At 49.7% G+C, this 20,325-nt stretch carries 16 protein-coding genes; 3 read left to right on the top strand and 13 right to left on the bottom strand.

The features are described 5' to 3' along the window. The first annotated feature begins 225 nt into the window (after positions 1 to 225). Positions 226 to 1,161, top strand: a complete 936-nt coding sequence (gene queG / locus BGO59_RS23775; RefSeq protein WP_293687407.1) for a tRNA epoxyqueuosine(34) reductase QueG — start codon at positions 226 to 228, stop codon at positions 1,159 to 1,161. 88 nt (positions 1,162 to 1,249) lie between these two features. Here the strand turns inward: queG and kynU are convergent, their stop codons facing one another. Then, entirely contained in the window at positions 1,250 to 2,518 is a 1,269-nt protein-coding gene (kynU, locus tag BGO59_RS23770; RefSeq protein ID WP_293687405.1) for a kynureninase, read from the bottom strand. 192 nt (positions 2,519 to 2,710) lie between these two features. On the opposite strand from kynU, the gene BGO59_RS23765 reads away from it, so the two are divergent. After that, entirely contained in the window at positions 2,711 to 3,934 is a 1,224-nt protein-coding gene (locus BGO59_RS23765; protein ID WP_293687404.1) for a sialidase family protein, read from the top strand. A 4-nt stretch (positions 3,935 to 3,938) separates the two neighbouring features. Here BGO59_RS23765 and BGO59_RS23760 read toward each other — a convergent pair whose 3' ends face one another. The 5 genes from BGO59_RS23760 to BGO59_RS23740 form a co-directional block, all read right to left on the bottom strand. Next, positions 3,939 to 4,625, bottom strand: a complete 687-nt coding sequence (locus BGO59_RS23760; protein WP_293687403.1) for a PHB depolymerase family esterase — start codon at positions 4,623 to 4,625, stop codon at positions 3,939 to 3,941. Between the two features lie 193 nt (positions 4,626 to 4,818). Next, on the bottom strand, positions 4,819 to 5,775 hold the full coding sequence (locus BGO59_RS23755) for a tartrate-resistant acid phosphatase type 5 family protein (protein WP_293687402.1): 957 nt from the start codon (positions 5,773 to 5,775) through the stop codon (positions 4,819 to 4,821). A 24-nt stretch (positions 5,776 to 5,799) separates the two neighbouring features. Beyond that, the gene (locus tag BGO59_RS23750) at positions 5,800 to 8,946 is read right to left on the bottom strand and encodes a CusA/CzcA family heavy metal efflux RND transporter (RefSeq protein WP_293687400.1); all 3,147 of its coding nucleotides are present in this window, start codon (positions 8,944 to 8,946) and stop codon (positions 5,800 to 5,802) included. 113 nt (positions 8,947 to 9,059) lie between these two features. Next, complete coding sequence (locus BGO59_RS23745) at positions 9,060 to 10,172, bottom strand: efflux RND transporter periplasmic adaptor subunit (RefSeq protein ID WP_293687399.1); 1,113 nt, start codon at positions 10,170 to 10,172, stop codon at positions 9,060 to 9,062. A gap of 3 nt (positions 10,173 to 10,175) precedes the next feature. Next, on the bottom strand, positions 10,176 to 11,552 hold the full coding sequence (locus tag BGO59_RS23740) for a TolC family protein (protein ID WP_293687398.1): 1,377 nt from the start codon (positions 11,550 to 11,552) through the stop codon (positions 10,176 to 10,178). Positions 11,553 to 11,777: 225 nt separating this feature from the next. On the opposite strand from BGO59_RS23740, the gene BGO59_RS23735 reads away from it, so the two are divergent. Next, positions 11,778 to 12,458, top strand: coding sequence for a response regulator transcription factor (locus tag BGO59_RS23735; protein WP_293687396.1), 681 nt, complete (start codon positions 11,778 to 11,780; stop codon positions 12,456 to 12,458). Between the two features lie 156 nt (positions 12,459 to 12,614). Here BGO59_RS23735 and BGO59_RS23730 read toward each other — a convergent pair whose 3' ends face one another. From BGO59_RS23730 to BGO59_RS23700, 7 genes are all read right to left on the bottom strand, one after another. Continuing rightward, positions 12,615 to 12,980 carry a heavy metal-associated domain-containing protein gene (locus BGO59_RS23730; protein ID WP_293687394.1) on the bottom strand — a complete coding sequence of 122 codons (366 nt, stop codon included), beginning with the start codon at positions 12,978 to 12,980 and terminating at the stop codon, positions 12,615 to 12,617. Positions 12,981 to 13,043: 63 nt separating this feature from the next. Beyond that, positions 13,044 to 14,522, bottom strand: a complete 1,479-nt coding sequence (locus BGO59_RS23725; protein WP_293687393.1) for a hypothetical protein — start codon at positions 14,520 to 14,522, stop codon at positions 13,044 to 13,046. 50 nt (positions 14,523 to 14,572) lie between these two features. Further along, positions 14,573 to 15,616 (bottom strand): sialidase family protein, encoded by a 1,044-nt coding sequence (locus BGO59_RS23720; RefSeq protein WP_293687391.1) that lies wholly within the window; start codon positions 15,614 to 15,616, stop codon positions 14,573 to 14,575. 99 nt (positions 15,617 to 15,715) lie between these two features. After that, positions 15,716 to 16,066 (bottom strand): four-helix bundle copper-binding protein, encoded by a 351-nt coding sequence (locus BGO59_RS23715; protein ID WP_293687389.1) that lies wholly within the window; start codon positions 16,064 to 16,066, stop codon positions 15,716 to 15,718. A gap of 110 nt (positions 16,067 to 16,176) precedes the next feature. Beyond that, positions 16,177 to 17,310 carry a glycosyltransferase family 61 protein gene (locus BGO59_RS23710; protein ID WP_293687387.1) on the bottom strand — a complete coding sequence of 378 codons (1,134 nt, stop codon included), beginning with the start codon at positions 17,308 to 17,310 and terminating at the stop codon, positions 16,177 to 16,179. Positions 17,311 to 17,391: 81 nt separating this feature from the next. After that, on the bottom strand, positions 17,392 to 17,958 hold the full coding sequence (locus tag BGO59_RS23705; protein ID WP_293687386.1) for an AraC family transcriptional regulator: 567 nt from the start codon (positions 17,956 to 17,958) through the stop codon (positions 17,392 to 17,394). An 8-nt stretch (positions 17,959 to 17,966) separates the two neighbouring features. Beyond that, positions 17,967 to 20,312, bottom strand: coding sequence for a TonB-dependent receptor (locus BGO59_RS23700; protein ID WP_293687384.1), 2,346 nt, complete (start codon positions 20,310 to 20,312; stop codon positions 17,967 to 17,969). Positions 20,313 to 20,325 lie beyond the last annotated feature (13 nt).

Here is a 20,325-nt window from a genome sequence, read left to right as displayed (position 1 = left end):
TCTATTTCGCTTCCAGAAATTCATATGCAAAGATGCGCAAAAGCCCGGCCAAATCGGTATTTTCTGCCAAGTTGACACAATTTCTGCACCGTCATTTTTTAATCTGTCATGATTTTGCACCGGGATTTTCAAGATTTGAGCGATTCACAGGATTTAAAAAGTGCCGAATCTCGTTTTACTGTGTAAGTGGCAACAGTCCATTGTCAGTCTTCATACTACAATTCAATGCATTCTCCCTCCCGTGCCTATACGCAACGCATTAAAGTGAAAGCGGCCGAAATAGGCTTTGACTTTTGTGGGGTGTCTAAAGCGGACTTTCTGGAAGAGGAAGCGCCCCGGCTGGAAGCCTGGCTTAAAAACGGGATGCAGGGCCAGATGAATTACATGGCCAATCATTTCGATAAACGACTTGACCCGCGATTACTGGTCGATGGGGCCAAGTCAGTCATCACGGTGCTACTCAACTATTACCCCGAACAACGTCTGCCCGAAGGTGACGACGATTTCAAGCTGTCGAAATATGCGTATGGCACCGATTACCATTTCGTTATTAAAGACAAACTGAAAGACTTGCTAGCCTTTATTGAGGAAGAAATTGGTGCGGTAAATGGCCGGGTTTTTGTTGATTCGGCCCCGGTGATGGACAAAGCCTGGGCTAAACGTGCGGGTTTAGGCTGGATTGGTAAACACACGAATCTGATTAATCGGGAGATTGGCTCGTTCTTTTTTATTGGTGAACTAATTCTGGACCTCGAACTGGAGCCCGACGGCCCCATCACAGATTATTGCGGTACCTGCACGCGTTGCATTGATGCTTGCCCGACGGATGCTATCGTGGCCCCCTATGTGGTAGACGGGAGTAAGTGCATTTCCTACTTTACGATTGAACTGAAAGAGGCCATTCCCGAAGAGGTGCGGGGGAAATTTGACAACTGGATTTTCGGCTGTGATATCTGTCAGGATGTCTGCCCCTGGAATCGATTTGCCCGGCCACACCAGACCCCTGCTTTTGAGCTACATCCTGAATTATCTGCCTTCACCAAGCCCGATTGGGAGGAAATCACGGAAGAAGTGTTCCGGGAAATCTTCCGTCGGTCGGCCGTAAAGCGGACGAAATTAGAGGGGCTGAAGCGGAATATTGCCTTCAATCAAGGTGAATAGAATACAGATCTTTATGATTGTTATGATTCATTAAGATCGGTGTAAATCATAAGAATCATAACAATCCGTCGGGGCCGCCCGGGCGAGGCTATTGTTGAAAGAAGCGGGCTAATACATCCCCAACCCGCCAGACATCTTCGAAGGTATTGTACAAAGGAGTAGGAGCCAGCCGAATGCAATCGGGTTCACGCCAGTCGCCGATAATGCCCTGCTCGGTTAGATAGTTGAATAAACTTTTTCCCTGTTTCCGGACCAGTAACGAAAGCTGGCAACCGCGTTGATTCGGATCGTCGGGGGTAAGGATAAGGATGTCGTTGAAGGGTGTTAATAGATATTCGAGATAGCCTGTCAGGTGTTCGCTTTTTTGCCGGAGGGCTGCTATGCCTGCTTCTGCCGTGATGGAAATAGCCGCCCGATGCAGCGCCAGCGCCAGAATATTGGGCGTACTTACCTGCCAGCCATCAGCCCCGTGCTCTGGCAGAAAACCGGGTGTCATTTCGAAACGCCGATCTTCCCGGTAGCCCCACCAACCCGCCAGTCGGGGTAAGTTCTGCTCGTGGTGTTTCTGGTGAATAAATACGCCGGATACTGCACCGGGGCCGCCATTCAGGTATTTATACGAGCACCAGGTCGCAAAATCAACACCCCAGTCGTGTAGCCGCAGCGGTATGTTACCAATAGCATGGGCCAGATCGAAACCAATGGGGATGCAATGTTTTTGGGCCGTTTCGGCTAGAGTTGCCATGTTATAGACCTGACCCGTATAGTAATTCAGGCCACTCATCCAGATCAGGGCCAGCGAATCGGCCTGTTCAATGATGGCTCTCTGAATATCGGTCGTATGGATGAGGTTGTCGTCGGGGTGTGGAGCGATTTCAACTAAAACATCATCAACCGAAAGCCCTCGGTGCTTAATGTGGGTTTCTAGTGCATATTGGTCGGATGGAAAATCACCTTTGATGGTCAATATTTTGACTTTCTTTCCGGTCGGTCGGTAAAAGGAAGTCAGCAGCAGATGTAAGTTGACGGTCAGGGCGTTCATGGGACAAACCTCTGAAGGTTCGGCCCCAACTAGTTCTGACAAGGCTTCTTTGCAGGTGGTATGGTAGCCAAGCCACGGTTGTTCCCCGCTTTCCGGTTTATCAAACCAGCCTTCAACACCGAGATGTTGCCACGTAGCTAATTCCTGTTCCAGGGCGGCTCTGGCGCTTTTGGGCTGTAGGCCTAATGAGTTACCGCACAGATAAGTCAACGGCTTTCCGTTCCGTTGGGGTATATGAAAACGCTCCCGGAAGTGACGCAGCGGGTCATTCTGATCGAGTTGTTGAGCAAAAGTGAGTGATCGGTCGTAGGTCATGATGCTGGAGATGTCGTGCGAAATTAATTAATCACTAACTCACGTCTGTTGTTTTACTAGCCATCTAATCTACTATCAACAGAACATTGGGTAGGCGTTGATTTGGGTATTTCTTTCCAAAAGATAGCTTTTTGAGACATTGGGCAGTAAGTAGGCTTATATTGAATTAATAGAGTAACTGTTAAAGTAAGCATGAACGATCAACGGGTTGTTTTTAGACTAGCCTGCTTCAAGCAACTGGGGTGTATTTGGCTGTTCTGGATAGGGGTTATACTAAGTGCCTGGGCACAGAATTTTTCGCAAGTGCCGGGCGTCGTCATCGATCATTTGCCTAAATCGACCCGTAATTTTATTGGCTCGCCTAGCCTCGTTATTTTGCCCAATGGAAACTACATCGCGTCGCACGATATTTTCGGCAAAGGGCCTACCCCTCAGCATACGCATGTATTTGAGTCGACAGACCGGGGCAAAAGCTGGCAGAAAATTGCTGAATTGGACAGCCTGTGGTGGGCAAGCCTGTTTATCAACAAAGGCGCCTTGTATCTTTTCGGCACCACCCGAGAGTATGGCAGGATGTCGATACGACGCTCGATGGATGGCGGACGGAACTGGAGCCGGGTTGACGAAGGGATTTTGAACGAAGAAGATGGGTATCACTGTGCGTCGGTGCCGGTTCAGGTATTTAAGGGACGTGTCTGGAAAGGGATGGAGCGAAATGTACCCGTAACGAGCTGGGGAAATTTTCAAAGCTTTGTGGCTTCTGCACCTGTAGATGCTGATCTGCTCGATCCGAAAAGCTGGGCATTTACACCCCGACTGATCTACAATAAATCGGCCTGGGGACCGGGTAATGCCTGGCTGGAAGGTAACGTAGTGATGAACCCCAAAGGTGAAATCTGGAATCTACTTCGGGTCAATAATCTGGAAGACGATCAGGCAGCCATGTACCGGGTAAGCGACGATGGACAAACGGCCGATTCAAGTACTGTGACCTTTATAAAGTTGCCCGGCGCCTGCAAGAAATTCAATATTCGGTTCGACCCGAAAACCAAACGGTATTTTACCTTCACAAACTATGTATTACCGAACCACCGGACGTTCAGGCGGGAAAGAGCCCGTAATGCACAGGTAATGCTATCATCACCCAATCTGGAAACCTGGACTATTCACGGCATCATCCTATACCATCCTGATATTGAGACGACTGGTTTTCAGTACCTGGACTGGCAATTCGATGGGAACGATATTATCGTTGCATCACGGACGGCTTTTGACGATGGCATGGGCGGGGCCGATAATCAGCATAATTCCAACTTCCTGACTTTTCACCGAGTCAAAAATTTCAGAACTTACCGTACACCTGCCGAATGGAGGCCCTTACTAGAGGGAATTACCGATTTTGTTGTGTTGAAATGATCAGCTATTTGTGCTGTTTCAGCAACCATTCATAGATGGATTTGTCGCCATAGAGATATTGAATCCCATGTCCTTCGGCCTCTAATCGGGTGAACTTTACCTGTCCACCGCACTGTTCCAGTCGCTTTACCAGACGTTCGGTTTCGCTGATAGGGATGATATCGTCGGCTGTACCATGAAATGTCCAGACCGGAATCTGTTTGATACGGCAAATCTGGGTCGAGTCGTCGCAACCACCGCATAAGGGAACAATGGCTGCAAATCGGTCGGGATAGGCTACGGCGGTTTGCCAGGTTCCATACCCACCCATGCTGATACCCGTAAGGTATACCCGTTTAGGGTCGATACGGTATTTCGCTTTTAGTTCGTCATACAGCGGCTCAAACCAGTTGTCGGTCGACCAGAATTTACCATCCGGACATTGGGGCGAAGCGATGATAAACGGAAAATCCTGTCCTTTTTCAACTTGGTTAGGTAAGCCATAGGCTTTCAATTTGGCCAGGTCGTCTCCCCGGTGCGAACCACCATGTAAGTAAATAACCAATGGATACGCTGCCTGATCGGTGGCGTAGGTTTTCGGTACGTAGAGGAGGTACTTATAGTGTTCTCGAGACTTGGTTTGGGCAAGACTTTGCGTTTGAAAACAGAGACCCGACAGACAAAAGCACAGGGAGAGTAGGAATAATTTCACAAGACGTTGTTTGCGTTAGTCAATTTACAGCGGTCAGTTAGTGCGAATGCAGATTCTCAAACTTGCCCTTGGGGGTGTTTCTCAAAACCGATCGCGTCAGGTTTGAGAACCTGACACCACAAACAACATCTACTTAATCGCCAATGCACAAAGATGGTTGATTTAGTGTGCTTATTAGCGTCTGCAAAGCCATTTATCGCCCACGTTTTAGTTGGTAAAGCTGGCTCCCCGACGAATTAATAAAACGTAGATTCAGACTATCGGCGGTAATGGAGAGAGCCGCAAAACCACCCTGAGCTGTCGCAAACCGGGCCGACGATCCAGTTGTAACGCTTCCGAGCGGGGCTCCCCCTCCACCCGAAATAACAAAATCGGTTGGTCCACCGGGCGATAGGTGCTGAAGGGTATGGGTATGACCACAGAGGTATAGCTGAACACCATACTTTGTTAACATGGGTAGTAGCAGAGTCTGCAACTCAGGTTGATCGCCATGGTCCAGTCCGACGGAGTAGAGAGGGTGGTGCCCAATCACGATTTTCCAGGGTTCGGGCGAATGGCTTAGCGTACTATCGAGCCAGGTCAACTGCCGCTGGGTATCCTGTTTGGCCAGGTCTGAATACGCAGCCTGATTCTGCTGGTATTCCTTGATGAACGGATTGGTATCCAGGTAGATCAATCGCAGATTTGTTTTGTTATCTACAGCAACCACTTCCGTGTAATAGCGAGACGGCATTTGCCAGCGGGGGCTTCGTTTCGAATACGCAAGTTGTGCTGCCGGATTAGCCGTCTGCTCATAATCATGATTGCCCAGGATAGCCTTAAATGGAATCTGGAGGTCTGGGCCAGTATACACCCGTTCGAACGACTGCTTCCACAGGCTATCGTTCACACTGGTAACGCCATAGGGATAGAAGTTATCCCCAGTCGAAATAATAAACTGGGGATGAGTAACCCTGGCGTATTGCTCCATCTGATCGGCTACTGCCTGTTGGTGTAACTGCCCCTGAACACCCCAATCGCCGATTACCAGCAGATTTAATGCTGTTTGGTTCGAATTGGTAGAGTTCAGGGTTTCGGTTCCCCGGCAGGCGATCACACCGCAAACAAGGGCGTACCCGATCATTCTGGTAAGGCGCGTTGGATAAAGCATAACGAAATCGATGTGGGGTAGTGCTTACGGGTGATGAGGTATTTGGACCTTTTTCGACTCATGGCGAGCCAGTTCTTTCCGGGCACGTCGGCTATGAATCAGCTCATAGGTAACCGGCAGGATCAGCAGCGACAAAATCGTACAGGTTATTAGTCCACCAATCATAACGGTCGCCAGTGGTTTCTGCGTCTCGGAGCCAATGCCGGTCGATAAGGCGGCTGGCAACAGGCCAAGCGACGCCATGAGTGCTGTCATCACCACCGGGCGTACCCTGGTCAAGGCTCCTTCCCGAATGGCCTCACTGATGGGCAGTTTATTGTGCAGGTTTTCCTTGAAGCGGTTAATCAAAATAACCCCATCCTGCACCGATACGCCAAACAAACAGATGAAACCCACCCCAGCCGAAATGCTGAAGTTAATGCCCGTCAGCCAAAGGGCGAGCATACCGCCAATCAGGGCAAAGGGTACGTTCAGAATAATCAGGGCCGCATCCAGCGCGCTGCCAAACGTGAATAGCAGAATCAGAAAAATGATGGTGATACTAATCGGAACCACAATGGCCAACTGGCGCTCGGCCCGGGTCTGGTTCTCGAATTCACCCGCCCAGCGCATTTGAAAACCTTCGGGAAGTTTGACCTGCTGGCCCACTTTTTTCTGTGCTTCGGCAATGGTACTGCCCAGGTCGCGATCCCGCACCGAAAACTTGATGGCAATGAACCGGGCGTTGTTTTCTCGGTAAACAAACGCGGGTCCCGAACGAGTGCCAATGTACGCCAACTCTTTCAGGGGAATTTTACTACCCGAACGCGTAGGGACCAGCAAGTTCTCAATTAGTTCGGGCGAATACCGAAACCGTTCGTCGTAGCGCACTTTTATGTCGAAATGGCGTTCGCCCTCGTAGAACTGGGTCACGGTTTTGCCGCCGATAGCGGTTTCAATGACAGACTGGGCCACATCGGTCGGTACGTTGTACAGCGCCAGTTTCTGCGGATCGAGCAGAATGCGGAACTCCGGCTGGCCCAGGTTACGAAAGACACCCAAATCACTAACCCCCCGCACGGTTTTCATTACGTTGAACACTTTAGTGGCTTCTTTATCAAGCACATCTAAATCCTGGCCAATAATCTTGATCGCCATCGATCCTTTCACCCCCGACACGGCTTCTTCAACATTGTCGGAAATGGGCTGCGAGAAGTTGAACGAAATACCCCGGAAGCGAGCTAGTTTCTGCTGCATCTGAGCGATAAGTTCGTCTTTGGTAATATCCCGTTTCCATTCTTCTTTCGGATAGAGATCAACGAAAAATTCATTGTTGAAAAATCCAGTGGGGTCAGTGCCGTCGTTCGGTCGGCCCGTTTGCGAAATGACGCCCCGAACCTCGGGGAACTCCTCAAAAATGGCCCGGAACTTACGGGTATAGGCATAGCTTTCGTCCAGCGCAACCGAGTAGGGGAGGCTGGCCCGCACATAAATCGACCCTTCATTCAACTGCGGTAGAAACTCCGAGCCAATGTGAAACAGAAACAGGTAAAGCGAAAAAGCGAGTGCCCCAATAGCAATTGAAATAATCGCTGCGGGTTTTCGAATAGCCCAGTTTAGGGCCGGAACATACGCTCTCTCCAGACCCGTTACGACAGGATTGTGCCGTTCGCGAACGTTTTTGTTCAACAACAGGCTACAGAGGAGAGGAATCAGGGTAAGACTAACGATCAGCGACCCGGTCAGGGCAAAACCAATGGTCCAGGCTAAGGGACTAAACAGCTTGCCTTCTACTTTCTGGAAGGTGAAAATGGGAAGCAGGGCCGTAATAATGATGATTTTGGACGTGAAAATGGATTTGCCCAACTCCGTTGCATTTTGGGTGATCCAGCTCAGTTTTGCTCGCTTGTTAAATTTCATCATGCCCATTTTTTCGGCATTATGGGCCAGCATAACAAAGAGCCCTTCGACCATTACCACAGCTCCGTCGATGATGATGCCAAAGTCCAGGGCGCCGATACTGAGCAGGTTAGCCGTCATGCCACGGGCCCGGAGGCAGATAAAGGCAAACAGCAGGGCCAGCGGAATCACAATGGCTACAGTGAGCGTTGTACGCCAGTCGGCCAGGAAGATTAGCAGGATGAGCGTCACCAGGAAAATACCCGTCAGCACATTTTCGCCCACCGTATGCAGTGTATAATTGTTGAGCGTGGTGCGGTCGTAGAAGGTCTTGATTTTGACATCTTTCGGCAGGATTTTCGTGTTCAGCTCGTCAATCTTTGCCTTCAGGGCCGGAATCACATCGTTGGGATTCTCGCCTTTCCGCATCACAACGATACATTCTACCACATCATCCTGCTTGTCGCGCCCTACAATACCCAGTCGGGGCTGAAAACCTTCTTTCACCGTGGCCACATCCCGAACTTTTATCGGTACACCATTTACGTTGTCGATAATAATGCCGGCTACATCTTCGGGTTTGGTCAGTAAGCCAATGCCCCGAACAACCAGCGACTGGTTTCCCTGTTTGATCACATCGCCACCTACGTTGATATTGCTGGATTTAATGGCATCATCTACGTCGAGGGCGGTAAACCCGTAATTTGCCAGCAGGGTAGGGTTCAGGCTCACCTCAATCGTTTTGACCTTGCCCCCAAAACTCACTACATCGGCAATACCCGGTACGCTTTTGATCTGCCGTTCGATGACCCAGTCCTGTATGGTTTTGAGTTCGGTAACGTCTTTGGTTTTACTCTCCAGCGTGAACCGATAAATTTCGCCGGTTGGTCCGTAAGGCGGCTCGATCTCGGCCGAAACACCATCGGGCAAATCCACGTCGGCAATTCGGTTGGCTACGTTGGTTTGCGCTGTAAAGTTGTCGACGCCATCTTCGAAAATCATCGTCACAACCGACAGGCCGAACAAGGATACCGACCGAAGCGTGCTTTTGCGGGGAACCGAGTTTAGTTCGGTTTCGAGTGGCAGCGTCACAAAGCGCTCCACCTCTTCGGCCGAGCGGCCCGGCCACTGGGTAATGACAATGACGTTGGTATTGGTCACGTCGGGAAACGTCTCGACGGGAGTATTCAGAAACGAAACAACGCCACCTACGATAATCAGGGCAATCCCAAAAAAGATAGCAAACCGATTGGTCAGCGCGAACGTGATGATACTACGAATGAACTTGTTCATGGTGAGTGAAAGAGTGAAAGAGTGAAAGAGCGAAAGAGCGGTCGCCGGACTGGTGAAATATGCATGCGCCAGCTAATCGCTCTTTCGCTCTTTCACTCTTTCGCTCATTGGATTTAGTCCGTTAAATCGTTGTAGAGGAGTAAGCTGCCTTCGGTGACGACGATGTCGCCCGGTTTCAGGTTGCCACCTTCGATAAAAGCGTAGCGGGTGGTGTTTTTCAGGACAGTCACCTCGCGGGCTTCATATTTGTCTTTGCCGGTCTGTACAATCACGTAATAATGGTCACGGTCGAAGACGACGGCTTTTTGCGGAACAGCCAGCGATTTTCCCCCATTTCCACCACTCGAATTGGGTAGATGGACGTGGATCGTGGCAAACATGTCGGGTTTGAGCAGCCCGTCTTTATTGGGCAGAACAATACGGACTTTCAGCACCCGTGCCTGCTCGTCGAGTACGCTGCTCACGTTGCTGATAACGCCTTTAAATACTTTGTCGGGATATGCCAATACTTGAATATCAACGGGTTGTCCCTGCTTGATGTCGGGAATATCCTGCTCATACACATTGGCCAGTACCCATATCTGTTGTAAGCTGGAGATGGTATAGAGCGGGTTCTGGTTATCGGATCGTAAATCCTGGCCCGTGTTGACGTTCTTTTCGACGATATAGCCAGCAATTGGCGCCTTGACGGTGAAATAGGGTTGACTGGCTCCGTTGGTGTTCCCCGAGGTTCCGCCATAGACGCGTAAAATGTTGGCCGATTTGCTCAACTCGTCTTCTGCTTTTTTGACGTTGTTTTTGGCGGTCAGAAGATCGGTTTCCGAGGCAAAGCCTGATTTGAACTGGGCCGACACATTTTTCAGTTGCTGCTGCGCAACTTCCAGATCCGACTTGTCGGCCTGATAGTTATTCGTATACGTCGAAATATCACCAGAGCGAATCAAGGCAAGATCCTGTCCTTTTTGTACAAAGGCTCCCAGCGATGCATTTGTTTTTTCGACGTTTCCGCTCACCAGCGGGAATACGCGTACCACATTATCCTGATCGAACGTAACCGTACCATTCAGCGTCAGTTCATCTTCCGGGCTCATTTGGCGAACCGAATCGGTCAGGTAACTACTGGATGAATCGGCACTGGAGGTAGGCAGTTTTTCGTCTTCTGTATTTTTATGACCGCAGGCAGCGACGAGTAGCCCAAGCGCCATAACTTGAATGAATGTTTTCATAGACTAAAAGAACCGGGTATTGGTAGTGTAGTTGAGCAATTGCTGGGTATTGAATAGGTTATTTAGCAGATTGATGTTGTTGAGTTGCGCCTGTTGATAGGTTCGGATCTTATCCAGATAATCCAGCAGGCCAATGGTCCGGGCGTTATAGGCTTTGGTCGCTTCAATCGAAATATTCTGAATCCGGTCCAGATACCCGGCTGGGCGGGAGGTGAACTGCTGATAGTAGGTATTCAGCTTGTCGTAGGCATTCAATACATCGCTCTGCACCACAACCTGCTGGTTCTCCAGGCCGCCGGAGGCTGCTTTCAACGTTGTTTCGGCCGACCGAATAGCCCCCTGATTGCGGTTCAGAAGGGGTAAGTCCATCGATGCCTGAAAGCCCAGAAAATTAATATATGCGTTTCCGTATTTTTCAAACAGGAGTCCAGTTGTGAGGTCGGGTGTCCGGCGGGCCTTTTCCAACGCCAGGCTACGCTGTGCATTGTTGATTTGTTCCTGCGAAAGGCCAATGTCGGGTCTGTTGGTTTGGGCCGAATCCAGGGCTATGGCTAGTGGGGGCAGCGTCAGTTGACGATCGGGGAGCCCTGTCGGCAGAATGAAGGTATTGGCCGGCTGGCGAAGAAGTACGCGCAGGGTTGCCTGTTCATCAGCAATCTGGGTTCGGTAATTGGCGATATTGGCCTGCAAATCCCGGATGGCAACTTCCAGCCGAGTCACTTCATAAGGAGCCACCCCTCCCGATTGAAGGGCAATTCGATACGATTCGAGCAACCGCTGCTGCCTTGTTACCTCATCGTCGAACAGGCGAAGTGTCTGTAAATCATAATACAGGTTGGCATAGGTGGTATATAACTGGTAATGAAGTGTCCGCATCAGATCACGGAAAGCCAGCTTTGTTAACGCTTTGTTGCTCTCGGCCAGCGCAACCAGTTTGCTGCGTTTACCGGCCAGCAAAATCACCTGTTGTAGCTGCACGGCGTAGTAGCCGCTGTTAAAAACTCCGGCATCAATATCGGCCTGCGAAGGTCGGCCAAAAGGTAGTACTTTATGGGTTTGTGGATTATACAGATTACCCTGAAACCATAGGTTAGGGTTGGGGCGAAGGCCCGCCTGGGTAATAGCGGCATCGGCCATGTCGATCTGATACCGCTGGGCAAGGAGTTGAAAATTACGTTCCAGAAATTGCTGTTCCAGTTGTGGAAGGCTTTGCCGGGTGGTATCGGTGGCTGGTGGAGTGCTCAATGACTGAGCATTTACGTATGGAAATATACTTAGACAGGCTAGTAAGGCCAGATAATAGTGAAAGCGAATGGATCGAGGACTCGGCATAAAATAAACGGAAAGTAGGGCCAGAAAATCGACTGGCTTGGGCTGCAAATAGCACTGCTCTGGTTAAGGGCCGCTTAAACCATCATTAATATCTGCTTAAAAAAACGACAACTTTACTTATACGACTCCCGCTTAGGTGAGCAACGTATTACTACTTAATTTTTTAAAGAAGATTTAATAGCCTTTTAAAATCGCTTTAAAGCCGAACGGAGTCTTTTGTAGCCAAATCAAGAAACGTACGGGCTCAAAACGTACGGTAAGGCTATGTGACTTATGACTATTTTACTCATCCAGGATGATCCTGCTTATCTTGAATTCCTGACCCGGATCTTACCCGATCACCAACATACAATTCAACTGGCCCGTAATGGCTTACTCGGATTTTCGCAGGCGCTACACGCTCAGTTCGATCTGATTTTGCTCGATACACAGATCGCTGGAATAGATGGTGTTGAATTGGTCAGGCGGTTGCGTCAGGAGAACGACTCTACGCCGGTATTGCTGCTGTCTAATCAAAACGATACGGCCAGTAAGGTAAGAGGACTTAATGCCGGGGCTGATGATTATGTAGTCAAGTCGGTAGAAAGCTCTGAGCTTCAGGCCCGCATTTTTGCCTTATACCGACGGCGGATAGGTGGCTTTACGGGCCCCAGGATCCTTCGCGTTGATAATCTTGAATTGAATATTGCTGAAAAAGCGGCCTATCGGGATAATAAACGAATTAAACTCACCGTACGTGAGTTCCAGCTTCTCGAATACCTGATCGAAAATGCCGGGCGTGTGGTGACGAAGACACAGATTCTGGAGAAAGCCTGGAATATGACCGAACGTCATAATTCCAATAAGGTAGAAGTATATATTAATTATTTGCGGAATAAGGTTGATCGGGAGTTCGATCATAAACTGATTCACACCTTCATAGGGCTGGGCTATCTGTTAAAGCCAGATTTATAATGCCTGCGTGGAGCGCCTAACTAAATCGGTCTAATCGACAGCCGTCAGGTTTGCCCAAGTAAAAAGCTCGGAATATCTGATTCCGAGCTTTTACTTGTAACGCGGGTGGAAACCCGCGCCGGGGCTGAGAATGGCGGGCTTCCGCCCACCTTACAGTTACTGATGATCCATGCCGCCACCTTTTTTGCAGCAGCTTGGCAGTTTGTTGTACCCGGCTTCATCGGCTACCACTTCATCGGCATCGTAACCGGTTTTACTAATCACCGATTTAAGTTTGGTAATATCCGTTTTGGCAGGATTGTATTTGATCGTAACAACCTTCGTTTTAACATCCAGATCTGCTTCTTTGACGCCTTTCTCGAATGATAGATTTCGTTCGATACGGGCTTTGCACATACCGCAGATGGCAGAAGTTTTAATTTTTACTTCTTTCTCCTTATCGTCGCGGGTAGGCGAGCTGGCAAAGGAGTTACCTACGAGCAGAAGTGAGGTCAGGGCGGCTAGAAACAGGCTACGAATCATGGTATTTAATTGGTTTATAGTGAATTGAAAACGAAAATTTAACGGCTTTGGTGCCAAAACGGCTTACATTCTTTGCATTGGCCGGTGACGCATCCTGCTCATCCCCTGCATGGTCATCAGGCTGGGTGATAAACGAAGATAAATTTCACCGGAGATTGGTGTTTTACCATATAAAGGCCGAAGCCATTTGTCGGGTACACTGCCAGTTACCTGCGCACCCAGAACCAGATCGGAATTAAGTTGCCGGGTTATTCGGTAGTTCAAGCCGAGTGTTAGGTTGTTTATAACCAGTGGTGTGTGAGCGGGAATACCACTGAAACCCGGATCAATAATGCCTAACTCCTCTGCTGTTTTTCCAACATTTTCGTAGCGGCCGTACAGAGCAATACGTTTCAGTTGCAAACTACTCTCGGCCAGAAAGGAGTTATCACCCTCTCCGTCATGTGTATTACGTCCCCAGACAAACGCCGATGTTATGTAGCGATCAGGACCTAATCCTTTGCTATGCAAAATGGATGCCGTAGTGCGGGTCACGTTTTCGTTGGGATGTAAGTCTTCCGGGCTATGCAGAAATCCCTGAGAAAACTGTAACGCCAACGACGGGGATGGATTGATGGATAGTCGGTACGAATAGCTATCGAATCGGGGTTTGTCGAAATTATATCGGTTTTCATCGGGTTCCCGGCCCGTAAACGTGGAGCCTTCCAGTTTGGCCCATTTGTAGCGGAAGCCGACCGTTGCCACGCCGAACAAAATATGCGTAGCATCCTGCCAGTGATGACTTAGGGGAGCGTCGGGCAAATTAAAGGCCGAAATCCGGTGCATAAAGGCTGGAGGGCCCAGAGCGGGTTCGCCGGGATACCCAACGTATCCATACAGATCAATGTCTTTGCTGAAGGCATGGCTATAGCTGACGGATAACTCAGAAACCAGATCGTGCGGGTGCTGTTTATCGATCAGGGGCTGACCCTTGTAACTTTCGCCCGTTTGAAAAAGGAGTGGATAACCGCCATTACCAACTGTTAGAGGATCGAGTGAGATCATGGCCCGAATCTGAAACAAGCCTCGTTGGCCCACTTTACGTTGAGCCATACCCATGAACCAGTTCGGTGCGCCAAATTGTTGACCAGCTCCTCGTTTATCGTCATTATTCGCATTCTGCCTGGTGTAGCGTAGATAGACCGCATAGTGCAGCATATAGCTCCAACCGCTGGGTGATGGATGGGTCATGTACGCGTACATCGGCGTATTGTCGGGATGCCAGGAGGTACCCGACCCGTTCCGATTCATGGGCAAATGGCGTGAAAGGGAATGGGTCATGCCCATGGTTGTATCCATGGTAAGCCCATGGTTCAGCATGTCGCTGCCGCTCATATCCATAGTTCCGTGATGAGGTTTGGCCATCTCATGCATCGAATGATCCATCGGTTTGGTTGTGTCCGCTTTCGATTTGTTGGTCATGGGCATGCCTTCGTGTTGCTGTTGCGCAAAAGCTTGTTCGGCTAGAGCACCTAGCAGAATCAGGAAAATAAACTTATTCATAACGTATGTCGTAAAAGCAAAGGCAATAGTTCTTAATCACCTCGCTAAAATCAGAGAATCTTTGCCCATACATTACCATCGTGCTCCCAGATACACAAGACACGGTTGTTGTTAAGCTGAGCGAGCTTGGCGTAAGCTCCCGGCCCAAGTGCTACAGGTTGTTTTTGCTGAGGTGTAACAGCCCAGAGCTGTTCAGCCTTTTGAAAAACCAGGTAATCACCGTGGGACGTACTGGCAATTTTTGCGTTTTTTCCCGTTGTTAGTTCCGTTTCGGGTTGCCCAGGCCGGGCTGTATACAAGGTATCGGCCCGTCGCCAGACGGTTGATAAATGACCGGCTTGGTCGACCGACAACCCACCGCCATCCATAGGGCAGGCAGCCAGTTTCCAGGTGCCTTTGCCTAATTTTTTGGCTTTGCCAAAGGTTTGACCGCCATCCGTCGATTGCAGTAGATACATATCCCGGAAGCCGTTGAGGAAGTTACGGAACATGATAGCTACCTGCTTTCCATGACTAACGACCGAAACCTGACAACATTCGCAGATTGTCCCATCCGGCGATTCATATAATACCTTATTGGCCGACCAGGACTTTCCGCCATCGACTGACCGCGCACCGACCAGCTTATTCCGCTTATTGCCTCTCAGGTCGAGCCAGGCGGCCATATAGCTGTTATCCGGTTCGGCTGTCAGCCCTAAAAACCCTTCCTTGGCTATGTCGGGCGCATCGTTTACGGGGACGCGTTTGTGCCATTGGCCCGAAGTCCGGTCTAACGTATAGGCCCAGATATTTCCCGGTTTATCGATCGCCAGAATCACTACTGATTTAGTCGAAGCGGCAATCTGTGGACCACGTGAAGCACCAAGTTGTAGTCCGGGTAGACTATCGACCCGAATGGCGGGCGTAAATTGATCGCCGGTTTGGGTGGTTGAGTAATAGAGGTTTTCACCACGACCATACACCACATGCACCATTCCGGACAGATCCGCTGCGGCTGATGGATGTCGGCCTGTACCGACCTTTTTTTCGGAAACCGATTCAGAAATTAGCAGCCAGTTGGCAATCGATAAAAGGGTAAACAGATAAGGTAACATAAAGGCCGGATTCTTTGAATTCAGTGAATTTTATGGTGGTAACGATTTGCTGGTAAACCAATCGAATCCACAGAATCAAAAGAATCCCGGCATGATTGGTTACGCATTGGCCGACATCGACCGACACTCTTCTGCGCATTTACGGCAGGCTTCAGCACAGGCTTTGCAATGCGCAACATGACTGGCATGTTTTTCACATTCTTCGGCACAGGCATCGCATACTTCGGCGCAGAGTGCCATGAAATCGCGTGCGAAATCAGAGCCGCGGGCATCCAGTCGGCCGCAAAGCGTACAAATATCGGCGCAGTCCCGGCAGAGCTTAATACAGGCGGTCATGTCGTGGCCGCGCCCATCTTTGTCGCCCATTTCCAGGCAGGCAGTGGCACAGCGTTCGCAGGCTTCGGCGCAGTCGAAACAGGTGTCTACGTGAGTGTGTTGCATCGTTTCCATAGTCATGTTGAGCTATATGTTGGTCGACCACCATTGGTCTGTCAAAATAACTACGGACAATCGATAGAGTTTTTACAAAATTCCGGGTAAGATGTGCAGAATACACCTGATCAGGCATATTCGTTACGAAGCAATTGGCTCAGGCAACGTTCTACTTCATCGACCGATACCTGGATATTTCCTTCCAGCTCTGCGTGTTGATTTACTCCTGTATTGCCCTCATAATAAGCGGAGTAGTTTATTTGTAGTACAGATGCCAGATACTGGAAGTGCGGTGGGGCATAGCTAGGCGAAAACAATTCAAAGAGATGCGTGCCGGGTTCGCACCAGATAATATTAGTGAACGAAGCCCCGTGAGGCCCTATAATAAAGGATGCATTTTTATAAAGCGCAACCTGTTCGGCTACGGGTCGGGGCTGGTCGTCAACAATGACGAATCCGTAGCCTTTGAGCATGGAAATCAGGTCGGACTCATTAACAATCCGACGTCTGCCCGAACGACTGATGTAAATGCGGTTGCGTTCGTTTCGAACGGGTTTTAGCTGGGCTTCAACCTGTCTTTTTAGGGCTAAAATGTCCGCTACATTCGGGTAAAACCAGTGGCCATTATTGCCGCTAATAAACCGATCCGCTTCAACTGCATAGTGGCTGCTGTCGATAAGCTGGTCGTTTCCGACACCGATCAGGCTCAGGTATTCCCGTTCATACGGCGTATTGAACAGTGGATATGAAACGATGGCTTCAGAAAATACGGGCTCCGGCAGGGCGTCTTTGATTCGGCACAGTTGAGCAGCTACCAGTACCACAAAATCATAATAACCACCATACGCAATACCATCCAGATAATGGCTCCAGGGAGTGATGACCGTTTTGGTAGAATATGGTTTCCGACTCCGCCAGCTAAGGAGATTTTCCAACAGGTGGTGATTTCCAAAATTGGTACAGAGCAGATTACGATTGACTAAAGCGCTGCCATACGGGAATAGCTGGATTTTCTGGTTAGTCTGACTGTAATCCCAAACCTGGGCTGGCTCCGTGATCGCGTCAGATTGGTGGAAAATTAACTGTGATGGATTGATCGCATTAGGAACGTTGGTTAGGCGAATGTGATCAGACGGATGATTGGCGATCCGGTATGGCTTTAGAAAAACTTCGGTTTGCTCTTTGGTTAGAATCCGGATTCCGCGCACGCGTAACACCCACTCAATCAACCGGCTGATCAGGGCTTTAACTCGGCTTTTCATAACGTTATGGTTGGGTTGAATAACGACGATTATCTGAGGTCGATGCGAAACGCAGATGCTCCTCAACTGTTATTTTGACTCTCAAATCGAATCGAGGTTACGTCGTTCTACATAAGTCGCTTTCCGAAATTGACCCGGTGTTTGCCCGGTTACCTGCCTGAACTGATTCGAAAGATGCTGCACACTGCTATACCCTAATCGCCAGGCTATTTCGCTGAGTGTCAGTTCGTCGTAGCGAAGCCATTCTTTAACTTTTTCGATTTTGAGGGCAATGATGTACTTTTCCAGAGTGTGCCCTTCGCTGGTAGAAAACAGGCCACTCAGGTACGAGTATTCATAGCCTAGCTTGCGCTCCAGAAATGTCGAATAATTTTCTGAGGCCAGCCGCTCATTTTTCAGGTGCTGGATTTCGTTGATCAGCAGAATCTTGATGTGCTCCACCAGCGACTGCTTTTTATCATCGACCAGATCGAAGCCGTTGGCCTGTAACGTCTGGCGGACAGTATCCAGGGTGAGCCTGGGAGGGATTTCGGCTACGTCAACTTCTCCCAGCTCTACCCGGGCCACCGTCAGGCCCAGGGCTTCCAGCTCTTCGCGTACAACCCGCTTACAACGATCGCACACCATATTTCGAATGGTTAGTGTCATGGTCCAGGTCAGGGTTGAGGTTTAAAACGGAAGCCTGCGTACACCATACGGCCCGTGATAGGCCCCCACACCTGCGACCCGGCATCGAAACGAGGGCCGAAGGGATCATTCGCGGCCACAATCGGATTAAGTTGCCGGAAGCCCGTCAGGTTTTCGCCACCCAGGTAGATTTCCCAACCGCTGCGGAAAGCGCGGCTGAGCTGGGCATTGAGGTTGTAAAAGCTGGGCGCCATATCGACAGGCATATTCTGATAGCTGGTATGAACATAACCGTCGCGCAGATAGGGGATCCGGCGTGGACCGTTCCATTGAAGCGTAGCGTCGAATTTCCATTTGTCGAATGGCAGTGCATATCCCGCATTGAGCAAAACGCGCTCGCGGCTAATCATCATTTTGGGTAACAGTCGTTCTTCACCAAAAGGCCCACCCATGCTTTGCTCCACATCAAACAGACGGTAGGCTGCTTTTACCTCGAACCGCCTGGCAGGCTGTACGTTCAACTCAGCCTGAAAACTGTTGGCAAACGAACGGGCTTTTCCGCCCGCTTCGGCAAGGTTGTAAAAATAGAGTTTGCCGGGGTGTTCAATGTCGACGATAAGCTGGTTCTGGAAATCGGTCCGATGGTAATCCAGCACCAGCGACGCTTTTTTGCCAAGTACCTGAAAATCATTCGTCAGACTAACGCCATAATTCCATGACGATTCAAACTGTAAAGGCTGGTTCAGGTATACAGCCCGTGAACTAACCAGATACCCAAAGTTTTCGGCAAATGGATTAGCTGCGCGAAATCCCCGGCCCGCCGATGCTCGGAAAGTGATGTGCTGGCTAGGATTGTATTTCAGATGGGCGCGTGGTGTAAGCTGGGTACCGAACAGGTTATGAAAGTCGAGTCGACCGCCCAATACCAGCGTAAGCTTTTCGGGATACGTATAGGTGTACTCGACAAATGCTCCCGGCACCGACTCGGTTCGGGCCGTCTGAATGGTTTTGTAGTGTTCGGAATAATCATCGAGCAGATAGCTTAATCCCGCTTTGAACGCATTGTTGGTATTGCCGATGATACTCTGATAAATCAGGTTGGCATAAAATGTTTGCTGGCGACCCTCATAAGGCGCAAAGCCAAACCGGGCCGATTGCTCATGATGCACTCCGTTCAGAATAAGACCAAGCCCCTTATATGGCTTGTCGAGATATAACTTTGCCGTTTTTGAGAAAAATTCCAGCCGTTTGGTCGTGTTCAAAAACCGATAACGGGTATCGCCAAATGACGACAACTGGCCACCATCGCGGTCTTCATAAAGGGCCTTTACCCCAAACTGGGCCATATATTTCTCCCCGTTGTATTTATAGCGGTTAATGACATTGACCTGGGTGTAGAGCGGTAAATCGCGGAATCCGTCATTGTTCTGGTCAATTTCATTACGGAGTGTACTCGCATGTCCCAGCACGCCCATACTCCATTTCGGATCAGAGACGCTCCGATCTTTTTGACCCGGCCAGAGATAGTTATAGCTGTTTCGTTTGTTGACCAGCGGTTTCGACCAGTTGATGTTTCCTTCGACCCGGCCAAAACTATTGATATAGCCGTTCAGAAAAAGCGTTTGCTTGTCGTCTGGTTTCTGAAGTTCGACGTTCATTTGTCCGCTCATCGACTCGTAGCCATTGACTACCGAACCGGCTCCTTTACCCACATCGATGCTCGTAATCCAGGTGCCCGGAATGTAGTTGAGGCCGAAGGTGGTTGCCAGGCCCCGAACGTTCGGAATATTTTCGACATTGGTTTGCACGTACTGGCCACCCAGGCCCAGAAACTGAATTTGCTTCGCTCCGGTAACGGCATCGCTGTACGACACGCTTACCGATGCGTTGGTTTCGAAACTTTCCGACAGATTGCAGCAGGCCGCTTTCGCCAGCGTCCGCTGATTGATAAACTCCGTCTGAATCGGATTGATCCGGTCAATCTGACCCGGTGCTCCGGATACCGTTACTTCCTGCAAGGTGCGTTCGCTGCGAAGGGTTACGTCCAGGTGTGTCGCGGGATTGGTTACCAGAAGCGTATCAGGGCGGTAGCCGACATAGCTGATAACCAATTGCTTCGAGTTGGTATGAATTGGGAGTTGGAAATGACCGTCGGTGTCGGTTACACTACCCGAAGAGGTGCCTGCCCATATGACAGTGGCACCCACTAACGGTATGGTTTTGCTATTGACGAGTTCACTGACGCGCCCCCGAACAAGTTGTGTTTTTGAGGAATCTATAGTTGACGATTGGGAAGGTGCGGTCTGGGCCTCTGTCTGATAAGAGGGTAGTAACCCACTAATAACCAGCATCATTCCGGTGAACAAGGCTTTCATGCGTTCGTTGATT

Source organism: Spirosoma sp. 48-14 (assembly GCF_001898575.1).
In the GTDB taxonomy this organism is placed as follows: Bacteria; Bacteroidota; Bacteroidia; order Cytophagales; family Spirosomataceae; genus Spirosoma.
The sequence above is the reverse complement of the archived record's forward strand: the minus strand, read 5'-3'. Positions and strand labels throughout refer to the sequence as shown.

Bases quoted from the DNA above. Each gene is read 5' to 3' on its own strand.
- queG (WP_293687407.1), top strand. From the start codon at position 226: ATGCATTCTCCCTCCCGTGCCTATACGCAACGCATTAAAGTGAAAGCG.
- kynU (WP_293687405.1), bottom strand. From the start codon at position 2,518: ATGACCTACGACCGATCACTCACTTTTGCTCAACAACTCGATCAGAAT.
- BGO59_RS23765 (WP_293687404.1), top strand. From the start codon at position 2,711: ATGAACGATCAACGGGTTGTTTTTAGACTAGCCTGCTTCAAGCAACTG.
- BGO59_RS23755 (WP_293687402.1), bottom strand. From the start codon at position 5,775: ATGCTTTATCCAACGCGCCTTACCAGAATGATCGGGTACGCCCTTGTT.
- BGO59_RS23750 (WP_293687400.1), bottom strand. From the start codon at position 8,946: ATGAACAAGTTCATTCGTAGTATCATCACGTTCGCGCTGACCAATCGG.
- BGO59_RS23745 (WP_293687399.1), bottom strand. From the start codon at position 10,172: ATGAAAACATTCATTCAAGTTATGGCGCTTGGGCTACTCGTCGCTGCC.
- BGO59_RS23735 (WP_293687396.1), top strand. From the start codon at position 11,778: ATGACTATTTTACTCATCCAGGATGATCCTGCTTATCTTGAATTCCTG.
- BGO59_RS23730 (WP_293687394.1), bottom strand. From the start codon at position 12,980: ATGATTCGTAGCCTGTTTCTAGCCGCCCTGACCTCACTTCTGCTCGTA.
- BGO59_RS23725 (WP_293687393.1), bottom strand. From the start codon at position 14,522: ATGAATAAGTTTATTTTCCTGATTCTGCTAGGTGCTCTAGCCGAACAA.
- BGO59_RS23720 (WP_293687391.1), bottom strand. From the start codon at position 15,616: ATGTTACCTTATCTGTTTACCCTTTTATCGATTGCCAACTGGCTGCTA.
- BGO59_RS23715 (WP_293687389.1), bottom strand. From the start codon at position 16,066: ATGGAAACGATGCAACACACTCACGTAGACACCTGTTTCGACTGCGCC.
- BGO59_RS23710 (WP_293687387.1), bottom strand. From the start codon at position 17,310: ATGAAAAGCCGAGTTAAAGCCCTGATCAGCCGGTTGATTGAGTGGGTG.
- BGO59_RS23705 (WP_293687386.1), bottom strand. From the start codon at position 17,958: ATGACACTAACCATTCGAAATATGGTGTGCGATCGTTGTAAGCGGGTT.
- BGO59_RS23700 (WP_293687384.1), bottom strand. From the start codon at position 20,312: ATGAAAGCCTTGTTCACCGGAATGATGCTGGTTATTAGTGGGTTACTA.